The sequence below is a fragment of the Actinoplanes sp. NPDC024001 genome (genome assembly GCF_040638955.1).
Taxonomy (GTDB): Bacteria; Actinomycetota; Actinomycetes; order Mycobacteriales; family Micromonosporaceae; genus Actinoplanes.
In genome coordinates, this window is the sequence record NZ_JBEZZB010000059.1 from 32,988 (window position 1) to 54,958 (window position 21,971).

Genomic DNA, 21,971 nt, shown 5'->3' on the forward strand with positions numbered 1-21,971 from the left:
GCGCGTCATCCCAGCACGGGCAGCTGCGCGACCACCCGCGCGGACCCGCGGGCGAGTTTCACCTCGACCGATCCGGCGTGCAGCTTCGCGCGTTCCCGGACCCGGGCGACGGCGGCCCGCACCTGCGGCCCGCGTCCCACCGAACCCTGCACCCGGATCTCCAGGGCCTCGTCGTCGAAGCGGATCGCCACCTGCACCGGACGGTCACCGAGCGCGGTCACCAGGTATTCCACGATCCGGTAGGCGGACAGCTCCACCGTGGCGGGAAGCGAGCGCGGATCACCGCTGACGGTCAGCCGCGACTGCGGCGATCGATGCCGGGCCAGCAACGCGTCGAGGTGCGCGACCGTGGGCGCCGGCGCCAGGGCGACCTCGCCGCCGCGCAGCAGGCCGACGATCTCCCGCATGTCCTCCATGGTCTGCCGCGAGTCCGACTCGATCGCCTCGAACCGGGCCCGGGCCTGCGCGGGTGGCAGCCCGTCCACCGACTCGGCGTCGCGGGTCAGCCTGTCGAGGCGCTCCTGCAACAGCCCGTCGAGCTGCCGCGACAACCGCGCCCGGTCGTCCGCCACGGCCAGCGCCGCCCGGTCGTCCCGCAGCTGGCGCAGCTCCTCGTCGTGGGCCGTGAGCTGCCGGTTCAGCTCGGTGCGCTGCCGGGCGGCCCGGCCCACGCCGAAGACGATCAACACCATCGGCAGCGCGAGCAGCAGCGCCGAGGGGCCGGCCGACGCGTCCGCCGCCAGCACGGCGGCCGTGATCAGCACGCAGACCCCCAGACAGACCCATGCTTTCGTACGCGCATAGGCCACCGCTCCGAGAAAGGCGAGGACGAAGGCCAACGGCAGTCCGGCCCCGCACCGGGTGACCCAGCCGAACAGCAGATCGTGCGCCACGAGGACGCCCAGGGAGACGGTGGCGGCCGTCAGGACGCTGCGCCGCCACCAGAGCACCGGGATCGTGGCCGCGGCGAACACCGGCACCAGCCACAGCGAGTGACTGTCGATCGGGTGGGCCATCGCGCCGCTCGCGACGTCCGCGGCGATGTCGGCGTCCGAGGCGGTGATGTTCAACAGCATCAGCACGGCACCCAGCACGGTGAGGGCTCCCGCGAGCAGCCAGTCGCGGAACTTGACGTCGCGGAAGACCTCACCCATGATCGCGCTCCCCTGCATCCCGGCCGGGTCAGACCGTCACGCGCTGCACGGCCGCGGATTGCCGCTTACTGACCCGATTCTGGACCAGCAGCCCGATCCCGTAGAAGAGCGCGGCGGGCACAACCGCCACCGGGAGCGCGTCGATCAGCCCGGCGGAGGCGTCCCGGGTCAGCATGATCACCTGCAGGGCGAGCACGCCGGTCAGGCCGAGCAGGTGGTCGCGGCGGGTGCGGGAGAAGCGGGCCACCGCGTACGCCAGAGCCGCCGACAGGGGCAGGACCACACCGCAGCGGGTGAGCCAGCCGAACGCCAGCACGTGCGCGGCGGTGGCTGCCACGGTCACCGCGACGACCGCCAGGACGTTCCGGCGGCGCCACAGGATCGGCACGGTGACCAGGAGGAACGCCGGAACGATCAGCCAGGACGTGGTGGACACCGGGTGGACCAGCGACGGGTCGTCCCCGTCGATGATGTTGAGCAACATGAGGAGCACACCGGCGGCGCTCAGCACTGTCGCGAGCACGTAGTCGAGGGGCCGGACACCCTGGAAGATCTTCATGGTTCTCTCCTGGATAGACGTTGGCGATGCATCCGACGCTAGGGATCGCGCCGGGTAGCCGTCGTCTGTCCGAATGACGATTTCGGCGGCCGCCATCCTCCTCAGGGATGACCCGGGGACGACGCCGCACGCGGGAGAATTCTCGCGTGGCCGGGAAGATCAGAGTGCTCATCGCCGATGATCAGACCCTCGTGCGCACCGGCTTCCGGGTGATCCTGGAGGCCGAGGACGACATCGAGGTCGTCGCCGAGGCGGACACCGGCGCCGAGGCGATCCGGCAGGCGCAGCTGACCACGCCGGACGTGATCCTGATGGACATCCGGATGCCCGAGCTGGACGGTCTCGCCGCCACCGAGCAGATCCTCCGGCAGCCCGGCCCGCCGACGATCGTGGTGCTCACGACCTTCGACCAGAACGAGTACGTTTACCGTGCCCTGCACGCCGGAGCGGCCGGTTTCCTGCTCAAGGACGCCCCGTCCAGCCGGCTGATCGCGGCGGTCCGCGCGGCCGCCACCGGTGACTCGCTGATCGAGCCGTCGATCACCCGCCGGCTGCTCGAGCGGTTCGCCGCGCCCGCCCCCGCGGCCGGTGCCCCGGCCGAGCTGGCCGCGCTGACCGACCGCGAGCGGGATGTGCTGCGGCTGATCGCTCGCGGACTGTCCAATGCCGAGATCGCCGCCGAGCTGGTGGTCGCCGAGACGACGGTCAAGACACACGTCGCGCGCATCCTCACCAAGCTCGGCATCCGCGACCGGGTGCAGGCGGTCGTCCTCGCCTACCAGACGGGTTTCGCCACCCGCGACAACGGCTGATCCCTCTCGGCCAACGGCCGGGGGGACTTGCCCCGTTGTGGTACATCTTCGGATTTCCAGTTCGGCGCACGGGGGTGGCCGACTGCTCCGCCGTGCGCGACCCACGTACGCGCAAAGGGGAAAACCATGAGCAACGTCAAGAAGCTCGCGCTCGCCGCCACGGTCGCGGCGTGCGCGGCCGGTGTTCTCGCCGGCCCGGCCGCGGCGGCGGCCGCGCCGCCGGCACGCACCGTGCTGCCGTTCACCAGGCCGGCCGATGTGGTCGCGACCGGCGACCGCGTCTTCGTCAGCGGTGGCAGCGACGCCACGCAGATCGTGGTGACCGACGTGGCCGGCACCGTGACCGGTGTCCTGGACGGGCTGCCGGGCCCGACCGATCTACAGTTGAGCAACGATCGCCGCACGCTGTACGTCGCCCTGCCGTCGGCCGGCGCCATCGCCGCCTTCGACACCGCGTCGCTGGTGGAGTCGGCACGCTACGACACCGGGGACGGGGCCTGCCCGTCCAGCCTGGCCTTCGGCGGCCGCTACCTGTGGTTCAGTTACGGCTGCGGGCAGTGGGACAGCGACATCGGCCGCGTCGACCTGCGCCGCTCGACCGTGGCCACCGGGCTGGCCGGGCAGAAGTTCTTCGCGCCGCCGCTGCTCGCCACCGCCCGGCGTGACCCGACCATTCTGGTGGCCGGCACGACCGCCCTCACCCCGGCCGAGACCTGGGCGTACGACGTGGGTACCGGCGGCACCCTGAGCCAGTCCGGTCTTCCCGGCCGGGATCCGGAACGCGGCTTCCTGGCCGACATAGCGCTCGATCCGGACGGTGTGACGGTGTATGCGGCGGCTTCGAACCCGTACCTCGTCCAGGCGTACGCGATGACCGATATGAGTCAGCCGGTCCGCGCCTACGACACCGGGCCGTTCCCGAGTTCCGTCGAGTTGTCCCGTGACGGCGAGCGGGTCGCCGCGGCCACCACCGTGCCTACCGGGGGTTCTCCGCAGCTGTTCGTCTTCACCGCCGACGGATCCGCGAGCACGCAGACCGACCTGACCGGACAGAACAACCGGGCCGTCGCCCGGGGGCTCGCCTGGGCGCCGAACGGCCGGCGGCTCTACGCCCTGACGGTTGACGACATCGACCCGGCCGACCCCGCTGAGTTGCACGTCCTCCGCGTTCCCGCCTGACCTCACCGAACGCCCGGGTGCTGACCCTGCGATCCACCGATCGGTTGATCAGGGTGTCCGTCAGGGTCGGCGCCCGGCGTGACCACCGAGTCGATTCGGCGGCCCGGGTGCGGGCGGCAGGCTGTCGGCATGGCAATCATCGAGGTGAACGACCTCGTCAAGCGCTACGGCGAGCACACCGCGGTCAACGGGGTGAGCTTCGCCGTCGAGCCGGGCGAGATCTTCGGCATCCTGGGCCCGAACGGGGCCGGCAAGACCACCACCGTCGAGTGCATCGAGGCGCTGCGCGAGCCCGACGGCGGCGCCATCACCGTCTGCGGCATCGACGCCCGCGGCGACACCGGCGAGCTGCGCCAGGTCCTCGGCGCCCAGTTGCAGGAGAGCGAGCTGCCCGACAAGCTGCGGGTCGGTGAGGCGATGGAGCTGTACAGCTCCTTCTACCGCGACCCCGCCGACTGGCGCGAACTGATCGAGACGCTGAACCTGACCGCCAAGCTGAATGCGCCGTTCGGCAAGCTCTCCGGCGGGCAGAAGCAGCGCCTGTCGATCGCTCTGGCGCTGGTCGGCAACCCGCGGGTGGCCGTGCTGGACGAGGTCACCACCGGCCTGGACCCGCAAGCCCGCCGCGACGCCTGGGATCTGATCGAACGCATCCGCGACCGCGGCGTCACCATCCTGCTGGTCACCCACTTCATGGAGGAGGCCGAGCGGCTCTGCGACCGCCTCGCCGTCATCGACGCCGGCCGCCTGGTCGCCCTCGACACCCCCGCCGGCCTGGTAGCCCGAGTCGACGAACGCCAGCGGATCCGGTTCCGGCCGTCCGCGCCGGTCGACCACCGCCTGCTCACCGCCCTGCCCGAGGTCACCACCGTCGAACGCGCCGGCCACCAGCTCGTGGTCACCGGCACCGGCAACGTGCTGCTCGCCGTCACGACCGTGCTCGCCCGCAACCAGGTCACCGCCGGCGACCTGCGGGTGGACCAGACCACCCTCGACGACGCCTTCGTCGCCCTCACCGGCCGCCGCCTCCTCGACGCCTGAAAGTGGGACCTGCCATGTCCGCGCTGACCAAGCTCACCGCCACCGAGACCAGACTGTTCCTGCGCGAGCCGATCGTCGTGTTCTTCGCCGTCGCCTTCGCCCCGATCCTGCTGATCATCCTCGGGCTGATCCCGTCCATGCGCGAGCCGGTCGCCGACCTCGGCGGCGTCCGCATGATCGACGTCTACCTGCCGATCGTGGTCGCGATGGGCATCGCGCTGTTCGCGCTCAGCGGCCTGTCCCAGCTGTTCGCCTCCTACCGCGAGAAAGGTGTCCTGCGCCGGCTGCGCACCACTCCGGTCAAACCCGCCACGATGATCAGCGCCCAGCTCCTGATGGCCACGATCATGTCGATCATCACCTTGATCGTGATGCTGGCCATCGGTAAGGCCGCGTTCGATGTGGACCTGCCCGGCCAGATTCCCGGCTACCTGATCACCTACCTGCTCGTCGCCCTGGCCATGTTCGCCATCGGCCTGCTCGTCGCCGCGCTCGCCCCGTCCAGCAGGTCCGCCAGCGCGGTCGGCTCGCTGGTCTTCTTCCCGCTGATCTTCTTCGCCGGGCTCTGGCTGCCGCGCGCCGCGATGAACGACACCCTGCGCACCATCAGCGACCTGACCCCGCTCGGCGCCGGCGTCCAGGCACTGCAGGACGCCACCGGCGGCCAGTGGCCGCAGGCGATGCACCTGGTGGTCCTGTTAGCGTGGATCATCGCGGCCGGCGCTCTGGCCGCACGCTACTTCCGCTGGGAGTAACAGGTGACCATCGAGGCCGAGCTGCGCGACGAGTTCGACCGGTGGGAGAACGCCGGAAACACGATCCTCAAGGTGCTGCCCTACCCGCTGCTGGCTGTCGGTGTCGTCATCACGCTGCTGCAACCGCTCGGGGACGAGCCGGTGCGCCTGATCACCGTCCTCGGGCTCTCGGTCACCGCGGGGCTCTGGCTTCTCTGGTTCCACACGCTCCATCCGGAATGGCACGGCCACCGTCCGCTGATGGGCTTCTACTACACCGGACTCGCGGTGCAGACCGCGAGCCTGGTGGCGATCGCACCCTGGTACGGCTTCTTCGCCTTCGCCGGTTACCCCCAGGCCTTCCAGTACCTGCACGGCCGCTGGCGCTACGCCGGCGCCGCCGCCACCGCGATGATCTCGGCGGCGGCCTTCCTGGGCGGTGTGCCCGGCATCAGCGCCGAGAACCTGTGGGGCGCCTGGCTGGCCGTCGGGGCGATCTCGGTGGTGCTGGCCGGCGCCGTCTTCTACTTCACCGAGATGGCCGGTCACCGCCACGACATGCAGCGACAGGCCCTCGTCGCGCTGCACGAGGCCAACCGCAAGCTGGAGACGGCGCTCGCGGAGAACGCCGGCCTGCACGCCCAGCTGATGGTGCAGGCGCGGGAGGCGGGCGTGCTCGACGAGCGGCAGCGGATGGCCCGGGAACTGCACGACACACTCGCCCAGAGCCTGGCCGGCATTCTCACCCAGCTCCAGGCCGCCGAGCAGACCATCGACGAACCGGCCAAGCTGCGCCGGCACATGACCAACGCGATGAATCTGACCCGGGAGAGCCTCGCCGAAGCCCGCCAGACCGTCCACGCGGTGCAGCCGACGGTGCTCGCCGAGGCCCGGCTGCCGGATGCCATCACCGACATCGCGCAGCGATGGTCCGAGGTCAACGGCATCGCGGCGACGCTGACCACCACCGGCGACGCCCGGCCGATGCACCCCGACGTCGAGGTGACACTGCTGCGGACGGCCCAGGAGGCGCTCGCCAACGTGGCCAAGCACTCCCGGGCGCAACGGGTCAGCCTGACGCTGTCCTACATGGCGGATCTGGTCACCCTCGACGTGCTGGACGACGGGGTCGGCTTCGACCCGGACGCCAGGCGTGCCCGCGGTTCCCGCAACGGCGGTTTCGGGCTCGCCGGCATGCGGCAGCGGGTGCAGCGCCTCGCCGGGCGACTGGAGATCGAGTCGGAACCGGGCGGTGGCGCGGTAATCTCGGCGACCGTCCCGGCCATCCCCGCTGGAGGTGCGGATTGATCTCGCTGTTGATCGTGGACGATCACCCGGTGGTGCGGGACGGGTTGCGCGGCATGTTCGACGCCGATCCGCGTTTCACGGTGATCGGCGAGGCCGGCGACGGCGTGGAGGCCGTCACCGCCGCGGAGACGCTGCGGCCCGACGTGATCCTGATGGATCTGCGGATGCCGCGGGGCGACGGCGTCACGGCGATCCGGGAGCTGGCCAGGCGCGGGGTACCGGCCCGGATCCTGGTGCTCACCACGTACGACACCGACAGCGACGTGCTGCCGGCCATCGAGGCGGGCGCCACCGGCTACCTGCTGAAGGACGCCCAGCGCGAGGACCTGTTCCGCGCGGTGGAGACCGCGGCACGTGGGCAGGCGGTGCTCTCCCCCACGGTCGCGACGAAGCTGATGGGCCAGATGCGCCAGCCCGCCGCCGAGGCGCTGTCGCAGCGCGAGATCGAGGTCCTGGAGCTCATCGCCCGGGGACGGACCAACCGCGAGGCCGCGAAACAGCTGCTCATCAGCGAGGCGACGGTCAAGACACACCTGCTGCACGTGTACGCGAAACTCGGCGTCAACGACCGGGCCGCCGCGGTGGCGACCGCCTTCTCCCGCGGTTACCTGACCCCGGAGAACCACTCCAGCCGCTGATCACCCGAGGGTGCGGGCGGCCGACACCAGCAGGTCGATCAGCGCGGTCGTGGGGGGCGGGTCCGGCGGGTCGCCGTACGTCGCGGCACAGATCTGGCGCGGGCTCTCGCTGAGCCGCGTCGCGTGCACGCCCGGCGCCCGGTGCGCGGCCAGCGCGAGCCCGTTGACGATCGCCACCCCCATCCCGGCGGCCACCAGCGCCTGCGCGATGACCGTGTCATCGCAGGTGTAGGCGAAGCGCGGCACGAAGCCGGCCCGCTCGCACGCGGTCAGCGTGGCGGCCCGGCAGCGTTCGCAGCCGCCGACCCAGGCGGAGTCGCGGTGATCCTCCAGACGCTGATCGGGCCGGTCGCTGATGAGATGGAGCGGATCGTCCAGGAGGCGCGTGAGCCGGTATCCCTCGTGCTCGTCGGGCGGCGTGTCCGCGTTCCGGAAGATCAGGGCGACGTCGACGTGACCGGAGCGCAGCATCCGCAGGCCCTCGACCGGGTGCGCGTCGACCAGGTTCAGCTCGACACCCGGGTATAGCCGGGCCAGCTCGGCGCCCGCCTTCGGCACGAGGGTGCTGAGGACCGTCTGGAAACCGGCGAGCCGGACCCGCCCGGCGCGCAGTCCCACCCGGGCGGCCAGCTCGGCCGAGGCCGCGTCGAGCCGTCCCAGGATCTCCGCCGCCCGCCGCGCCAGGAGCTCACCCTCCGGGGTGAGCCGGATCCCGCGGCCGACCCGCTGGATGACCTTGGCCCCGGTGTCCGCCTCCAATCGCCCCAGGTGGTGACTGACCGACGGCTGGGAGTAGTGCAGCTCCTTCGCCGCTTCGGTCACCGAACCGTGGCGGGCGACCGCCTCCAGCACCTTGAGGTGGGTCAGGTTCAGCATGAATCAAGTTTATCTATGAGAACCGCGCGATTTTGGCATTAGACGTCATGACAGCGGGCTCGCCATCATCGCAACAGGACACCATCGAGCACTGAGGAGCGTCGATCATGTCACTGGCCCGCGTCCACAACTTCGCCATCTCCCTCGACGGTTTCGGCACCGGCGAAGGCCAGAGCCGCGACGCGCATTTCGGTCACGCCGGTGAGCGGCTGCACGAATGGATGTTCGCCACCAGGTGGTGGCGAAGGGGCGAGCCGGGCGGCAGCGGCGGCGTCGACGACGCCTTCACCCGGCAGTTCGAACCCGGGATCGGCGCCGAGATCATGGGTGCCGGCAAGTTCGGTCACCCCGGGTGGCACGAGGAGCCGGACTGGACGGGCGCATGGGGTCCCAACCCGCCGTTCCACACCCCGGTCTTCGTCCTCACCCATCACACGCGGCCGCCGATCGAGATGGAGGGCGGCACGACGTACCACTTCATCGACGCCCCGCCGGCCGAGGCGCTCGAAACGGCGCGCAAGGCGGCGGGTGGCCAGGACGTACGCATCGGCGGAGGCGCCACCACGATCCGCGAGTTCCTCGCCGCCCGGCTCATCGACCACCTGCACGTCGTCGTGGTGCCGATCCTGCTCGGCCGGGGCGTGCGCCTGTGGGACGGGCTCGAAGGTCTGGAACGGGACTACCAGGTCGAATCCACCTCCTCGCCGAGCGGCGTCACCCACGTGACGTTCACCCGCGCGGCCGCCTGACCCGGCGGATGTCAAGAAGCTCCCGCCCGCTCCGACCAGTTCGCGAAACCGCGAACGAACAGGGAGCTTCCACCCATGCGCAACACCCGGACGTGGCTCGGCCTGGCCGTGCTCACGCTGCCCACTTTCCTCGTCGCGATGGACGTGACGGCCCTGCTGCTGGCGCTGCCCCAGCTGAGCGCCGACCTCGGCGCGACCGCGGTCGAGCAGCTGTGGATCAGCGACGGTTACGGATTCCTGGTCGCCGGACTGGTCATCACGATGGGCACGCTCGGTGACCGGATCGGCCGCCGGCGACTGCTGATGATCGGGGCGGCGGCTTTCGCCGTACTGTCGGTGCTCGCGGCCTCGGCCACCAGCCCGCCGGCGCTGATCGCCGCGCGTCTCCTGCTCGGCGCCGCCGGCGCCACCCTGATGCCGTCCACCCTCGCGCTGATCACCAACATGTTCCGGGACCAGCGTGAACGCGGCCAGGCGATCTCCATCTGGGCGACCTGCCAGTTCACCGGCGGCGCCCTCGGCCCGGTCATCGCCGGGTTCCTGCTGCAGCACTACTGGTGGGGTTCGGTGTTCCTGATCGCCGTCCCGGCGATGCTGGTGCTGCTGGTGGCCGGGCCGTTCCTGCTGCCCGAGTTCCGCAGCGACCGGGCCGGCCGCCTCGACCCGGTGGGCGTCGGCCTGTCGCTGGCGGCGGTCCTGCTGCTGATCTACGGCATCAAACAGCTGGCCGTCGGCCACGCGAGCGGGGCTTCTGCCGCGGCCGTCGCGGCCGGCGCAGCCTTGGCATTCTTTTTCGTACGCCGCCAGCTGCGCGCTCCCCGCCCGCTGCTCGACCTGAGATTGTTCCGCAGCCGCCCGTTCGCCGCGGTGGTCGCCGGGCTGGTGCTGGCGGGCATCGCGATGGCCGGCACCGGCCTGCTGGTCACCCAGTATCTGCAGGGCGTCCTCGGCTACTCGCCGCTCGCCTCGGCCGTGCTGTTCGCGCCGATGGGCCTGGGCGTCGCCGCCGGCACGATGGCCGCCCCGATGCTGGCCCGCCGAACGGCGCCGACCACCGCGATCGCCGGCGGCCTGGCCGTGTCCGCTCTCGGCAGCCTGCTGCTGGCCACCGCCGATGGGCCGGCCGCCCTGCCGCTGGTCATGGCCGGCATCACGGTGCTGGCGCTGGGCACCGGCCCGCTGTTCGCGCTCGGCACCGGCCTGGTCGTCGGCTCGGTGCCGCCGGAACGCGCCGGTTCCGCCGCGTCGATCGCCGAGACCGGCAACTACCTGGGCGGTTCCCTCGGTCTCGCGCTGCTCGGCGTGGCCGCCACCGCCGTCTACCGGTGGCGGATGAACGGCACCTCCGACTCGCTGGCCGACGCGATCGACCTGCCCGCCGCGCGGGCGGCCTTCACCACCAGCCTGCACGTCACCGGCCTGCTCGCCGCCCTGATCTTCACCGGTCTGACGGCGCTGATGCTGACCGTGCGGCGGCCCGCACCGGCTGCTCTGCGCGTCTGATCGAGGCGGCTGCGGGCGGATCGACGCCGGCCAGGCGCCGGGTCAGGAACTCGCGTTCCGGCTCGTTGCCGGCCAGCTCCAGCGCCGCACGGTAGGCCGGTGCGGCCTCGGCGGGGCGGCCCAGCTGCTGGAGCAGGTCGGCCTTGACGGCCGGCAGGTAGCGGTAGCCGGCGAGCCGGCCGTCGGCCTCCAGCCGCTCGAGGTCGCGCAGGGCCTCGGCGGGTCCGTGCACGTGAGCCAGGGCCACCGTACGGTTGAGCGCCGCGACCGGGGACGGCCACACCGCGACGAGGTGGTCGTACAGGGTGAGGATCTGCGGCCAGTCGGTCTGCTCGAAGGCCGGGGCCTGGGCGTGCAGCGCCGCGATGGCGGCCTGCAGCACGTATCGCCCGGGCCGCCCGGCGTGCAGGGCGTCCACGATCAGGTCGTGTGCCTCGGCGATGGCGGCCCGGTCCCACCGTGACCGGTCCTGCTGGTCCAGCCGCAGCAGCCGGCCCTCGGCGTCGACCCGGGTGCCGCGCCGGGCGTCGGTGACCAGCAACAGCGCGAGCAGTCCCCGCACCTCGGGTTCGCCGGGCATCAGGTCGCGCAGCATGCGGGCCAGGTGCAGCGCCTGCCCGGTGAGGTCGGCGCGGACCAGCAGCGCACCGGACGGCGCGGTGTGCCCGGTGGTGAACAGTAGATGGATCACTCCGAGGACGCCGGGCAGCCGGCCGGGGAGCTCCGCAGCCGACGGAACCCGGAACGGGATCCGGGCCGCCGCGATCTTCTTCTTCGCGCGGGTCAGCCGGGCCGCCATGGTCGGCTCCGCGACCAGGAAGGCGTGCGCGATGTCGGCCGTCGACAGGCCGCACACCAGCCGCAGCGTGAGCGCGGGCTGCACCTGCGGGGACAGCGCCGGATGGCAGCACATGAAGATCAGCCGCAGCCGCTCGTCGGGCACGGCGCCGCCCGGCTCCGGCGGGGCGATCTCGGCCGGCTGCTCGTCCTCGCCGGGCGGTACGAGCAGCGCCAGCTTCGTGCGGTACACCTGGTTGCGGCGGACCGCGTCGACGGCGCGGCGCCGGGCCGTCGTGGTGAGCCAGCCGACCGGGTTGTCCGGGACACCCGCGGCGGGCCACGCGGCGAGGGCCCCGGCGTACGCCTCCTGCACGCATTCCTCGGCCAGCTCCGGGTCGCGGGTGACGCGCACCGTCGCGGCGAGCACCATGGCCCAGCCACGCCGGTGCGCGTCGGCGACCGCCTCGCGGACGTCGAGCGTCATCCGTGCGCCGGGGTGCGGACGAAACCGCCGGCGACCGGCCGGACCTCGACTCCCCCGCCCTGCCGCACGGCCGGGTTACGACCGGCGATCCGCAACGCGGCGTCCAGGTCGGGGGCCTCGATCACGCAGAAGCCCGCGACCACCTCCTTGGCGTCCACGAACGTTCCGTCGGTCACCGCCTCGCCCCGGATCGACGTCGCGGTCGCGCCGGGTGCCAGCGCGAACGCCGCCGTGAGGCAGCCGGACTCCTCCAGCTCCACGGCGTGCCGATCGTGCGCCCGCAGGTCCTCCGGTCCGCCCGCCGAGTCACCCGGGTAGATCAGAATCGCGTACTGCGCCATGGTCGTCCTCCTTCATCGATCTCCGATCGTCCTACACCTCCCTGTCGAACGGGCCGGACGAAATCGACAGCATCCCGCCCGCGCGCCGAAGTAAGGAAACCTTCATCGGGACGACAGGCGGCAACACCTGGCCGGGCGCGACCGCGCCGTTCGGCATGATCGCCTGGAGTCCGACCGGCACCAGCGGCGACCAGACCAACGCGCCCGCGGCGAACGGGTACGAGCACAACACCACCCGGCTGCGCGGATTCAGTCTCACCCACGTCAACGGCGCCGGCTGCCATCCCGGCGCCGCCGGCGACGTGCCGACTTCAGCGCCACCGGCACCTGGAAGGACGGCACGCACACGCCGGGCGCCACCTCGGCGAGCGGCGGCGAGGGCTATCTGACCGGTGCGGTGCGGGCCGGGCGCGGCTCGGGTGGCTGGGTCAGCTTCGACACGGGCGGGGACTCCGACGTACGCATGCGGTTGGGCATCTCCTATGTAAGTGCCGCCGGCGCCGCCGCCAACCGGGACGCCGAGATCCCGGCCGGCGCGACCCCGGAGGGGGTCGCCCGGCAGACCCGGCAGGCCTGGAACACCGAGCTGAGCCGGATCCGGGTGGCCGGCGGGACGCCGGCGCGGACCACCGCCTTCTACACCGCGCTCTACCACGCGCTGATGCAGCCGCAGACGATGAGCGACGTGGACGGCCGGTACCTCGGCGCGGACCTGCCGGTGCACCGGCGCCGGCCCGGGCAGCGCGCCGTCTACGGCACCTTCTCCGGCTGGGACCAGTACCGGGCGCAGATCCAGCTGCTCGGGCTGCTGCGCCCGGACGTGGCCGGCGACATGGCGACCTCGATGCTGGACCTCGCCGCCCAGAACGACGGCATCTGGGACCGCTGGCTGCACCTCGGCGCCCCGACCCACGTGATGACCGGTGATCCGGCTGGCGATGTGGGCGCGGCGGGCCGGGCGGACCGACCTCTACCGCCGGCTGCTGCCGCGCGGCGACTACTGGAAGAACACGTTCAACCCGGCGGTCGGCCATCAGGCGGCCCGGCTGGCCGACGGGAGCTGGCAGCCCGGCTTCACGCCGGCCACCGGCACCGGCTTCGCTCAGGGCTCCAGCGCGACGTACACCTGGATGGTGCCGCAGGACGTCTCCGGCCTGGCCCGCCTGATGGGCGGCCGCGACGCGGCCACCGGCCGGCTCGACGCGTTCTTCCACGACGAGGCCGGCAACTGGGCGGTGCTGGGCGGCAACGCGCTGCGCTACGACCCGACCAACGAGCCCGGCATCCACGCGCCCTGGCTCTACAACGCGCTCGGCTGGCCCTGGAAGACCCAGGAGACGGTACGGCAGATCGTCGACACCGCGTACGGGACGGGTCCGGCGGGCCTGCCCGGCAACGACGACCTCGGCACCATGAGCGCCTGGTACGTGTTCGCCGCGATGGGCGTGTTCCCGCAGGTGCCGGGCCGTGCCGAACTGCTCGTCGGCAGCCCGGTGTTTCCCCGCGTCGAGGTGCCGCGCTCCACCGGCGCCCGCCTGGTGATCAACGCCGACAGCACCGGCACCTACGTGCACGGCGCGACGCTGAACGGCGCCCCGCTGACCCGCTCCTGGCTGCCCGAGTCCTTCGTCCAGCACGGCGGCACCCTGACCCTCGACCTCGAGCCGACGGCGAACCAGCAGTGGGCCACCGCGGAAGCTGACCTGCCGCGCGACCACTGAGCCACGCCGGCGGATCGGCCCCGCGCCGATCCGCCGGCCTCACCGGCCTGTCGGCACGTTGCAGGCGGAGCCGGCGGGGTACTCCTGAGCCAGCGCACCTGCGAGCCCAAGGAACCCCGATTGACCAGCACCACCACCGCTCCCCGCTTCGAAGACTTCACCTGTCCACGCTGCAAGGCCGGCGTCGGCAAGCCGTGCACGATGCGCCGGCCGCAGCGCCCCGGCTGCCTGCCGGTGCACGCGCCCCGCCACGACAAGTGGCGGCGCGCCCATGCCCGCTGGCTGGCCGAGTCCGGCGAGTCCGGCGGCTGAGGCCGCCGGACGGGTCATGACCGGGCCAGCCGGGGCCAGAAAGCCGCCAGGGTGGCCGCACAGGCGAGCAGCACCTCGACGGAGATCCGTTCGTCGCTGTCGTGCCAGCGGTCCTCGGGCAGGCCGGCGCCGAAGAACAGCACCGGTGCGCCGATCAGGCGCTCCAGCAGTTCGGCCGGACCGCCGCCGGCGTTGCCCATCCGGCCCGCCTCGCGGCCGAAGCCGTCGCGCATGGCCTCGGCCAGCGCCTCCACCGCCGGATGGTCCGGTGGTGTGGTGCATGGCTTCTGCGCCGTCTGCTCCGAAACGGTGAGCTCGTAGTCGAACCGGTCACTGATGCTGTCAGCGATCCAGCGGCGCAGCTGTCCGGCGACCACCTCCGGAGTCTGGTCGGGCACGAACCGGATGCTCAGGTCGGCTTCGGCGGCGGCGGGCACCGCGCCGCGGGACGGGCCGAGCGGGTCACCGCCGGCGATGGTGAGCACTTCGAGCTGCGGGCGCAGCCACAGCCGTTCCAGCACGGTGTACCCGGCCTCACCGCCCACGGAGCGGGTCTGTGAACGCTCGATCCAGTCCTGCTCGGTGAAGGGCAGGGCGGCGAGTTCGGCGCGCCGCCGCTGGCTCGGCTCGGCCACGTCGTCGTAGAAACCGGGCAGCGTAATCCGGCCCTTGTCGTCGTGCAGGGAGGCGAGCAGCCGGGAGAGCTCGAGCACCGGGTTCGGCGCGGGACCGGAGACCGCTCCGCTGTGCACGTCGCGCAGGGGCCCGTACACCTGCAGTTTCGCCAGGACCATGCCGCGCATGCTGGTGCAGACCGCGGGGTGCTCGGCGTGCCAGAGCAGGGTGTCGGAGAAGACCACGAGGTCGGCGGCCAGCCGGTCGCGTTCCCTCTCGATGATCCCGGCGAGCTGCGCGGAGCCGGTCTCCTCCTCCCCCTCGACCAGAAGTTTGAGGTTGACGGCCGGTACGCCGCCGGTCTCGGCCAGGTGCGCACGGATTCCCCACACGTGGGCGAGGACCTGCCCCTTGGCGTCCGAGGCTCCCCGGCCGTAGACGTAGCCGTCCCGCTCGACCGCCGCGAACGGCGTCGTCTCCTCCCACTCCTCGCTCTTGACGGCCCGCACGTCGTGGTGGCTGTAGATCAGCACGGTCGGCGCGCCCGGGGCCGCGCACCACTCGGCGTACACCGCCGGCGCGCCCTCGGCCTTCCACACCTCCACGGTCGGGAAACCGGTGTCGCGCAGGGCGGCGGCCAGCCAGTTCGCCGAGCGCAGCAGATCGGTCTCGTGCTCGGGCAGGCCGGCCACGGACGGCACCCGTATCCAGTCGGCGAGCTGACTGATCAGTTCACCACGATGCCTGTTCAGGTAGTCACGTGCGCCGGCGCTCACCCTGTCACCCTCCGTCGTCTCGGCCCGGCCCCGACTACCCCGGCCCGCGCGGCTCATGCGTGTGCGGCATCAGCCGCCTGATGTCCACCACGCTGCGCGAGGCCGGAGGCTCACATCGCCTCGAGGACGACCGCCGAGCCCTGGCCGCCGCCGCCGCAGATGGCGGCGGCGCCGAGGCCGCCGGCGCCCGGCTCCCGGAGCTGACGGGCCAGGGTGCCGACGATGCGAGCGCCGGACGCGCCGATGGGATGGCCCAGCGCGATGGCCCCACCGTGCACGTTGACGATGCCCGGATCCACGCCCAGATCGTCGACGGAGGCCACGGCCACCGCCGCGAACGCCTCGTTGATCTCGACGCGGCGCAGGTCCGCGACGCCGGCGCCGAGATCGGTCAGGGCGGCACGCACGGCGCGCGCGGGCTGATGATGCAGGCGTACGTCAGGGCCGGCCACCATCGCCGACGCGAGCACCCGGGCCAGCGGCGTGACTCCGTGCTCGGCCACCGCGGCGTCGCTCATCAGCACGAGGGCGGCGGCGCCGTCGGTCAGCGGTGAGGCGTTGCCCGCGGTGATGGTCCCGTCGGCGGCGAACGCCGGCCGCAGCCCGGCGAGCGACTCGACCGTGCTGTCGGCGCGGACGCCGTCGTCGCCGCCGATCAGATGGTCGCCGACGGTGAACGGCTCGATCTCCCCGGCCAGGAACGCCCGGGACGCCGCGGCCGCCTGGTGGGAGCGGGCCGCCCAGGCGTCCTGACCGGCGCGGCCGAGCCCCAGGCCGGCGTTGCCCTCCTCGGTGGACGCGCCCATCGACCGCTGCTCGAAGGCGTCGGTCAGCCCGTCGTGTTCGAGGGTGTCGAGCAGTTCGACGGCGCCGTACCGGGTGCCGGCCCGGCCACCGCGCATGGCGTGCGGCGCCAGCGACATCGACTCCATCCCGAGCGCCACCACGATGTCGGCGCGGCCCGCCTCGATGAGCGCGGCGCCCGCCGCAACGGCCTCCAGGCCGGACAGGCAGACCGCGTTGACCGTGCTCGCCGGAGTCGTGAGCGGGATACCCGCCGCGACGGCAGCCTGCCGGGCCGGGTTCTGCCCGGCCAGCCCCTGCAGCACGTGCCCGGCGACGACCCGCTGGACGGCGCCGGGCGCCACCCCGCAGCGGGCCAGCGCGGCCCGGACGGCATGGGCGCCGAGCCCGACCGCGGAGATCTTCGCGAACGCGCCGTTGTAGCGGACGAACGGGGTACGGGCGTATCCCGCGACGACGGCGCTCATGCCGCCACCTCCGCTGCGCTCCGGCGTCGCCATGAGTTCGAAACTGAGCCGAATGATTCGCTCGCAAGCTCGCTCATGCCAGGTCCACCGTGAAACCGGCGCCGGTGAGCGCGAGCACGCCGTCGGCCGTCTGCCCGTCGGCGAGGCGCCGCAGCACCAGGCCGTCGCCGGTGACGTCGAAGACAGCGCGGTCGGAGATGATCCGGTCGACGACGCCGGCGCCGGTCAGCGGCAGCGTGCACCGCTCGACGATCTTGGGGGTGCCGTCCTTGGCGACGTGCTCGGTCACCACGATCACCCGCGGGGTGCCGGCGACCAGGTCCATCGCGCCGCCCATGCCCTTGACCAGCTTGCCGGGGATGGTCCAGTTCGCCAGGTCACCGTTCGCGGCGACCTGCAGCGCGCCGAGGACCGCCGTCTGCACGTGACCGCCGCGAATCATCGCGAACGACTGCGCCGAGTCGAAGACCGAGGCGCCGGGCAGCAGCGTCACGGTCTGCTTGCCGGCGTTGATCAGGTCGGGGTCCTCGTCGCCCTCGTACGGGAACGGGCCCATGCCGAGGATGCCGTTCTCGCTCTGCAGGGTCACCCGCACCCCGGCGGGCAGGTGGTTGGCGACCAGGGTGGGTATGCCGATGCCCAGGTTCACGTACTGGCCGTCGGTCAGCTCGGCGGCGGCGATCGCGGCCATCTCGTCACGCGTCCACACGGGGCCGCACCGTCCTCTGCTCGATGTCCTTGTCGTGGATCTCGGTCCGGACCAGGTGCTGCACGTAGATGCCCGGGGTGTGCACGTCGTCCGGGTGCAGAGTGCCGATCCGTTCGGCCTCGGCGATCGTGATCCGGCCGGCGGTCGCCACCAGCGGATTGAAGTTGCGGGCGGTGAGGCGGTACCGCAGGTTGCCGTCGAGGTCGGCGCGGTGGGCACGCACGAGAGCGAGATCGGCGACGATGGCGTGCTCGAGAACCGTACGCATGCCGTTGAATCGCATCTCGGGTTTGCCGGCGCCGACCGGCGTGCCGGCGCCGGTCGGGGTGTAGAAGGCGGGGATGCCGGCGCCGCCGGCGCGCAGCCGCTCGGCGAGGGTGCCCTGGGGGACGAACTCGACGTCGAGCCCGCCGTCCAGATATTGCTGGGCGAACAGCCTGTTCTCGCCGACGTAGGACGCGAGGACCTTGCTGACCTGCTTGTTCTCCAGCAGCAGGCCGAGGCCCTTGCCGTCGACGCCCATGTTGTTGCTGACGATGGTGAGATCACGCACGCCGCTGTCCCGCAACGCGATGATCAAGGTGGTGGGGATGCCGGACAGGCCGAAGCCGCCGACCGCGACCGTCATCCCGTCGCGGGCGACGGCCGCGACGGCCTGCGCCGCGCTCTCGACGAGTTTGCTCATGGCCGGGCAGGTTAGGCATCCGGCCGCCGGCCGGCTTCCATTGATCACTCGGTGACTTCGTTGAGCACCACGTGCTCATAATGTGAGCATGCAGGGAACGCAGCTGATCGCCCGGGTGGCCGCGGTGCTGCGGCGCGTAGGTTCCGGGGCGTCCGAGGGCGCCACCACCGCGGAGATCGCGGCGGCGACCGGCCTGCCGCGCTCGACCGCGCAGCGGGTGCTCGCCGCGCTCGCCGAGGAGGGGTTCGTCGACCGCGACGCCCGCCGCGGTCGCTGGTTCCCGGGCCCGGAGCTGTTCCTGCTCGGGTCGGTCGCCGCCGAGCGGTACGACGTGACGTCGACGGCCCGTGACGTCCTGCGGTCGCTGGCCGAGAAGACCGGCGAGAGCGCCTTCTTCTCGGCCCGGCGCGGCACCGAGACGGTCTGCCTCGCCGGGGTGGAGGGCAGTTTCCCGCTCCGGTCGCACGTGCTGCACGAGGGCATCCGGTTTCCGCTGGGCGTCGCCTCGGCGGGGCTGGCCGTCCTGGCGTACCTGCCGGTGGAGGACGCGCGAGACTACCTCGGCCAGCGCGGGGAGGAGCTGGCGGCGACCTACGGCCGCCACCACGAGGCGACGCCGCTGGCCCGCCGGGTCGCCGCCACCCGGCGCCGGGGGTACGCGGTCAACCCCGGCCTGATCGTGCCGGGCAGCTGGGGTGTCGGGGCGGTCGTCTTCGACCGGGCCGGCGCGCCCGCGTGGGCGCTGAGCCTGACCGGGGTGGAGTCCCGGTTCAACGGCGAGCGCACGGCCGCGCTGGGGACGATCTTGCTGGAGGCGGCACACACGCTGAGCCGCCGGCTGGCCCGCCGCTGAGTCAGCGCGTCACATGTGGCAACCGGCCCAGCAGGCCCTCGCCGGGGCCGGCCGGCTCGTCCAGGGCGGTCGGGTCGATGCTCCACCGGCCGGCCAGCGCCAGCACGTGGCTCTCGTCCGGCAGGACCAGGCCGGGCAGGTCCCAGAACGCGTCGGTGGACATCGCCGGGTCGACGTAGGGCAGGCCCAGGTCGGCCTCCTCCGCGGTCTGCTCCCCCAGGTTCGCCAGCACCTCTCCGGACTCGCCGAGAAAGGTGAAGGCGCGCACCAGGCGGCCGGCGCGCGCCCGCCACCACGCCTGGTACTCGATCACCCGGTGGGTGCCGAAGTACTGCACCTCGCCGAGCGGCTCGCTGAGCCGCGCCAGCCAGGTGCCCCAGGCCGGCGTCATCGACGCCTCCAGCAGCGTGGTGCCGGCCACCAGGGTCCAGCCCGCCACGGGCGGGCAGACGAAGAGCGCGGCGTCGTACGCGCCGTCGACGCCCTCCGCCCAGCCCACCCGGGCCGGCTCGGACAGACCGATCGCCGCGGCGACCTCCTCGGGGGCCCGCCGCGGCACGGCGAGCCACCCGATCTTGTAACCGAAGGTCACGGTGTCAGGCCTGGACGCTCTCGTCCGCCCTGTCCAGTGCGGCGAGCAACTGGCGGCCCAGGGCCCCGGTGTCGCCCGGCGCCACGGTCAGGGGCGTCTCCGGCTGGAACTCCTCGAAGCCCTGGCGCGCGCCCCGGTTGCGGTGCGGCTTGAACACGACGGACCGCTTCTCCTGCTCGACCAGGACCAGTGACGCGCCCTTGACGAACGTGTTCCAGGACTTGACGCCGGCCAGCTCCAGCAGGGGCTGGATCGGGCTGGGCGCGTTGCGGACCGGCGGGTTCGGCACGCCCTGCCGGGAGCCGGCCAGGGCCTGGGCGAGCGCCGCCCCGACCTCCTCCGGCGAGGCCGTGACATCCAGCACCAGGTACGGCGGTGAGCTGATCCAGAAACCGTCCACTGTGCGCGACATGGCATCGATGAGGATCAGCTTGCCGCGCCGATACACCTCACTGATCTGCATTACTCCACCTCGATCACATTGACGGTCACGCCCTTGCTCTGACCGTACTGAATGATGTCCTGGATGACCTGCCACTGCTCGTCGGTGACCTTACCCTTGGGCACGGCCAGGTCCAGGGCCCGTCCTTTGATGTCACCGGCGCGGATGTGGATACCCTTCATCGGCGCGGAGCCGGTGAATCCCGCCACCGCGTCGACGTAACCCTCCAGGGTCGTACGCAGGGATTTGAGGTTCTGATAGGACTTCGCGCCGGTGTCGATGCTCTTGATGCTGGTCGCGATCCCGTCCTTGAAGCGGTCGATGGTGGGGTACGGCTCCGGCAGGTTCTGCCCGAGCGCGTCCTCGATCCGCTGACCGCGTTTGAACGGGTTGTCCAGCCACGGCGAGCCGCCGGGCAGCTTGATCGTCGGGATCTTGCCGAGTTTGGCCAGCTTCGCCAGGGAGCCGAGCTTGGTGAGCCCCTTGGCGCCGAAGACCACCTCGACGATGGCGAAGATGCCCCGGCCGATCGCCTCGCCCTGGTTGCCGTTCTGCCAGTCCTGCGCGATCGGGTCCCAGATGCTGTGCCACATCCCGGAGAAGAAGTCGCCGGGGTTGTTCCACGCGTAGGAGCCCAGTTCCTGCAGGTCGTTGCCGCAGCCGCTGAGGTCGCCGACGCAGTCGACCGCGTTGCCGCCGAGTTCCCAGAGGCCGGTGACGGTGTCCGCGGCGCCCTCGTACAGGCCCTTGCCGACGCCGCCGACGTCCTTGAAGAACTCGCCGATGCCGTAGTGCCCGTCGATCTCGATGGAGCTGATCGGGTTGCCGCCGCCGAAGGCGTAGCGGTTCATCGTCCACGGGTCCCGCGACAGGTTCATGTCGTCGAGGGCGCCGTTGTACATGTCCCGGGAGAGGAAGCGGTTCAGGCCGGGGCTGTAGTCACGGAACCCCATGTCGTAGTTGCCGCTGGCCGGGTCGAACCGCTTGGCGTTGAACCGGTAGACGTTGTACGCCTCCCGCGTGGGGTCCTGCGCCTGCGGCTTGTCGACGCCGGTGAAGGACTCCTCGTCGTCCTGGCCGTAAGCGGTGTAGCCGTAGGTGGCCCGGGCGTTGCCGTTCTCGTCGGTCAGCACCTCGACGTCGGAGTGGGCGTTGTAGCCGTAGTAGGAGTCCTCCTCACCGCCGTCGGCGGCGAACTTGACCTGCGACAGCCGCTCGCCCCACGGGCTGTACTGGTAGGACTTCTGGATCTTCCCGGCGATCTCCTCGGAGAGCACCTCGCCGGAGAGGCCCAGGTAGTTGAAGGTGGTCTGCTTCTCGTCGCCGCCGCCGGCGTTGTCGGTACGGCTGACGGTCCGGTCCATCGCGTCGTAGGTGTACTTCGTGGTGGTGCTGGACGCGTCCTCCTCCAGCGTCCGGTGCTCGGCGACCCGGTCGAAGCCGTCGTACTTGTACTTCTCGACGATCAGCCCGGCCGCGGTGACCGTGTCGAGCCGCCCGTACGGGTCGTAGTTGTAGTTGGCCGTGATGCCCGAGGTGGTCGACTTCAGCAGCCGGTTGCGGTCGTACTGGAACGTCGTCGTCACGTCCTCGACGGACTGCCGGATGACGTTGCTGTTCGCGTCGTGGACGTACGTCTCGGTCTCCAGCACCGCACCGGCCGCGTCGCTCTTGGTGAGCTTCTGGATCCGGTCGCGCGGGTCGTACTGGTAGGTGAGGACGCGGTCCAGGTACGCGCCGGCGCTGTCCGCGTTCATCGTCTTGGCGACGTCGCGGGTGCGGTGCCCGTTCGCGTTGTAGTCGAGCGTGTGCTCGTTGACGACCGTTCCGTCGGCCT

At 71.9% G+C, this 21,971-nt stretch carries 25 protein-coding genes and 1 pseudogene; 13 read left to right on the forward strand and 13 right to left on the reverse strand.

The annotated features are described in order from the left end of the window. Positions 1–5: 5 nt before the first annotated feature. On the reverse strand, positions 6–1,154 hold the full coding sequence (locus AB0F81_RS23265; protein ID WP_360200549.1) for a hypothetical protein: 1,149 nt from the start codon (positions 1,152–1,154) through the stop codon (positions 6–8). A 28-nt stretch (positions 1,155–1,182) separates the two neighbouring features. After that, positions 1,183–1,713: a hypothetical protein gene (locus AB0F81_RS23270; protein ID WP_360200551.1), complete on the reverse strand. Its 531-nt coding sequence runs from the start codon at positions 1,711–1,713 to the stop codon at positions 1,183–1,185. Positions 1,714–1,859: 146 nt separating this feature from the next. Here AB0F81_RS23270 and AB0F81_RS23275 point away from each other — a divergent pair, with 146 nt between their 5' ends. The 6 genes from AB0F81_RS23275 (at position 1,860) to AB0F81_RS23300 (ending at position 7,425) form a co-directional block, all read left to right on the forward strand. Further along, complete coding sequence (locus AB0F81_RS23275) at positions 1,860–2,525, forward strand: response regulator transcription factor (RefSeq protein WP_360200553.1); 666 nt, start codon at positions 1,860–1,862, stop codon at positions 2,523–2,525. A 126-nt stretch (positions 2,526–2,651) separates the two neighbouring features. Beyond that, on the forward strand, positions 2,652–3,704 hold the full coding sequence (locus AB0F81_RS23280; RefSeq protein ID WP_360200555.1) for a hypothetical protein: 1,053 nt from the start codon (positions 2,652–2,654) through the stop codon (positions 3,702–3,704). Positions 3,705–3,833: 129 nt separating this feature from the next. Then, entirely contained in the window at positions 3,834–4,745 is a 912-nt protein-coding gene (locus AB0F81_RS23285; protein ID WP_360200557.1) for an ABC transporter ATP-binding protein, read from the forward strand. A 14-nt stretch (positions 4,746–4,759) separates the two neighbouring features. After that, complete coding sequence (locus AB0F81_RS23290; protein ID WP_360200559.1) at positions 4,760–5,500, forward strand: ABC transporter permease; 741 nt, start codon at positions 4,760–4,762, stop codon at positions 5,498–5,500. Between the two features lie 3 nt (positions 5,501–5,503). Further along, a complete protein-coding gene (locus AB0F81_RS23295) occupies positions 5,504–6,787 on the forward strand; it encodes a sensor histidine kinase (RefSeq protein WP_360200561.1) in 1,284 nt (427 codons plus the stop codon). Then, entirely contained in the window at positions 6,784–7,425 is a 642-nt protein-coding gene (locus tag AB0F81_RS23300) for a response regulator transcription factor (protein WP_360200563.1), read from the forward strand. The genes AB0F81_RS23295 and AB0F81_RS23300 overlap by 4 nt, the downstream gene beginning before the upstream one ends. Here the strand turns inward: AB0F81_RS23300 and AB0F81_RS23305 are convergent, their stop codons facing one another. Beyond that, positions 7,426–8,301: a LysR family transcriptional regulator gene (locus AB0F81_RS23305; RefSeq protein ID WP_360200565.1), complete on the reverse strand. Its 876-nt coding sequence runs from the start codon at positions 8,299–8,301 to the stop codon at positions 7,426–7,428. A gap of 107 nt (positions 8,302–8,408) precedes the next feature. On the opposite strand from AB0F81_RS23305, the gene AB0F81_RS23310 reads away from it, so the two are divergent. Then, the gene (locus tag AB0F81_RS23310) at positions 8,409–9,050 is read left to right on the forward strand and encodes a dihydrofolate reductase family protein (protein WP_360200567.1); all 642 of its coding nucleotides are present in this window, start codon (positions 8,409–8,411) and stop codon (positions 9,048–9,050) included. 75 nt (positions 9,051–9,125) lie between these two features. Continuing rightward, a complete protein-coding gene (locus AB0F81_RS23315) occupies positions 9,126–10,553 on the forward strand; it encodes an MFS transporter (protein WP_360200569.1) in 1,428 nt (475 codons plus the stop codon). On the opposite strand, the gene AB0F81_RS23320 is transcribed toward AB0F81_RS23315, so the two are convergent. From AB0F81_RS23320 to AB0F81_RS23330, 3 genes are read right to left on the reverse strand one after another with little or no spacing between them, the layout of a single operon-like run. After that, the gene (locus AB0F81_RS23320; protein ID WP_360200571.1) at positions 10,489–11,817 is read right to left on the reverse strand and encodes a sigma-70 family RNA polymerase sigma factor; all 1,329 of its coding nucleotides are present in this window, start codon (positions 11,815–11,817) and stop codon (positions 10,489–10,491) included. The two genes, AB0F81_RS23315 and AB0F81_RS23320, sit on opposite strands and share 65 nt — an antisense overlap. Beyond that, a complete protein-coding gene (locus AB0F81_RS23325; RefSeq protein WP_360200573.1) occupies positions 11,814–12,158 on the reverse strand; it encodes a YciI family protein in 345 nt (114 codons plus the stop codon). The genes AB0F81_RS23320 and AB0F81_RS23325 overlap by 4 nt, the downstream gene beginning before the upstream one ends. Positions 12,159–12,189: 31 nt before the next feature. Then, positions 12,190–12,417, reverse strand: coding sequence for a hypothetical protein (locus tag AB0F81_RS23330; protein ID WP_360200596.1), 228 nt, complete (start codon positions 12,415–12,417; stop codon positions 12,190–12,192). On the opposite strand from AB0F81_RS23330, the gene AB0F81_RS23335 reads away from it, so the two are divergent. The 4 genes and pseudogenes from AB0F81_RS23335 (at position 12,314) to AB0F81_RS23350 (ending at position 14,191) form a co-directional block, all read left to right on the forward strand. Further along, positions 12,314–12,547, forward strand: coding sequence for a hypothetical protein (locus AB0F81_RS23335; protein WP_360200575.1), 234 nt, complete (start codon positions 12,314–12,316; stop codon positions 12,545–12,547). The two genes, AB0F81_RS23330 and AB0F81_RS23335, sit on opposite strands and share 104 nt — an antisense overlap. Before the next feature lie 74 nt (positions 12,548–12,621). Next, positions 12,622–13,030: pseudogene (locus AB0F81_RS23340) on the forward strand (glycoside hydrolase domain-containing protein); the annotation flags it as partial. A gap of 51 nt (positions 13,031–13,081) precedes the next feature. Continuing rightward, entirely contained in the window at positions 13,082–13,879 is a 798-nt protein-coding gene (locus AB0F81_RS23345; protein WP_360200577.1) for a glycoside hydrolase domain-containing protein, read from the forward strand. 120 nt (positions 13,880–13,999) lie between these two features. Beyond that, a complete protein-coding gene (locus tag AB0F81_RS23350) occupies positions 14,000–14,191 on the forward strand; it encodes a hypothetical protein (protein WP_360200579.1) in 192 nt (63 codons plus the stop codon). A 14-nt stretch (positions 14,192–14,205) separates the two neighbouring features. Here AB0F81_RS23350 and AB0F81_RS23355 read toward each other — a convergent pair whose 3' ends face one another. The 4 genes from AB0F81_RS23355 to AB0F81_RS23370 form a co-directional block, all read right to left on the reverse strand. Beyond that, on the reverse strand, positions 14,206–15,582 hold the full coding sequence (locus AB0F81_RS23355) for a M20/M25/M40 family metallo-hydrolase (RefSeq protein WP_360200581.1): 1,377 nt from the start codon (positions 15,580–15,582) through the stop codon (positions 14,206–14,208). A gap of 110 nt (positions 15,583–15,692) precedes the next feature. Then, positions 15,693–16,853: an acetyl-CoA C-acyltransferase gene (locus tag AB0F81_RS23360; RefSeq protein ID WP_360200583.1), complete on the reverse strand. Its 1,161-nt coding sequence runs from the start codon at positions 16,851–16,853 to the stop codon at positions 15,693–15,695. A 73-nt stretch (positions 16,854–16,926) separates the two neighbouring features. Continuing rightward, positions 16,927–17,544, reverse strand: a complete 618-nt coding sequence (locus AB0F81_RS23365) for a 3-oxoacid CoA-transferase subunit B (protein WP_360200595.1) — start codon at positions 17,542–17,544, stop codon at positions 16,927–16,929. Positions 17,545–17,548: 4 nt separating this feature from the next. Next, positions 17,549–18,247, reverse strand: a complete 699-nt coding sequence (locus AB0F81_RS23370; RefSeq protein ID WP_360200585.1) for a CoA transferase subunit A — start codon at positions 18,245–18,247, stop codon at positions 17,549–17,551. Between the two features lie 88 nt (positions 18,248–18,335). On the opposite strand from AB0F81_RS23370, the gene AB0F81_RS23375 reads away from it, so the two are divergent. After that, complete coding sequence (locus AB0F81_RS23375) at positions 18,336–19,100, forward strand: IclR family transcriptional regulator (RefSeq protein WP_360200587.1); 765 nt, start codon at positions 18,336–18,338, stop codon at positions 19,098–19,100. Between the two features lies 1 nt (position 19,101). Here the strand turns inward: AB0F81_RS23375 and AB0F81_RS23380 are convergent, their stop codons facing one another. From AB0F81_RS23380 to AB0F81_RS23390, 3 genes are all read right to left on the reverse strand, one after another. Continuing rightward, entirely contained in the window at positions 19,102–19,692 is a 591-nt protein-coding gene (locus AB0F81_RS23380) for a hypothetical protein (RefSeq protein WP_360200589.1), read from the reverse strand. A gap of 4 nt (positions 19,693–19,696) precedes the next feature. Further along, positions 19,697–20,155 carry a hypothetical protein gene (locus tag AB0F81_RS23385; protein ID WP_360200591.1) on the reverse strand — a complete coding sequence of 153 codons (459 nt, stop codon included), beginning with the start codon at positions 20,153–20,155 and terminating at the stop codon, positions 19,697–19,699. Further along, positions 20,155–21,971, reverse strand: a 1,817-nt coding sequence (locus AB0F81_RS23390) for an RHS repeat-associated core domain-containing protein (RefSeq protein ID WP_360200593.1), incomplete at its 5' end; no start/stop codon positions are given. The genes AB0F81_RS23390 and AB0F81_RS23385, both read right to left, overlap by 1 nt.